The following is a 314-nucleotide window of genomic DNA, read 5'->3' as shown; positions in this document are numbered from 1 at the left end:
GGTGCAGGTCAGCGTCAACGGCTATGGTGCCGCTGCCATGGCAGGCTTTGCCGCCGATATGAAGGTGGATGGCTTCAACATTCTGCCTGTGCTGAGCTTCAGCATGGCGGCCACCACCTGTGTGGGCCAGAACTTTGGTGCGGGCAAGATCGACCGTGTCAAAAAGGGCACCTTTGTCACCCTGGGTATGTGCATCGTTTACACCATCCTGACCGGCATCCTGCTGCTCGCCTTCCAGGACCCCATCATGCAACTGTTCACCGGCGATGAAACGGTCATTGCCTACGGCAAGATCTGTATGCTCTATTTCTGCC

Annotated in this window: 1 protein-coding gene; it reads left to right on the top strand. The window is 57.0% G+C overall.

Annotation, left to right across the window (positions count from 1 at the left end; translation table 11 throughout):
* Positions 1–314, top strand: a 314-nt coding sequence (locus tag P0G09_RS17330) for an MATE family efflux transporter (RefSeq protein WP_275253293.1), incomplete at both ends; no start/stop codon positions are given.

Origin of the sequence: Faecalibacterium sp. DFI.5.82, assembly GCF_029076575.1 — a bacterium.
Classification (GTDB): domain Bacteria; phylum Bacillota; class Clostridia; order Oscillospirales; family Ruminococcaceae; genus Faecalibacterium; species Faecalibacterium duncaniae.
Note: the sequence above shows the minus strand (reverse complement) of the source record. Positions and strands in the feature narration are given on the sequence as shown.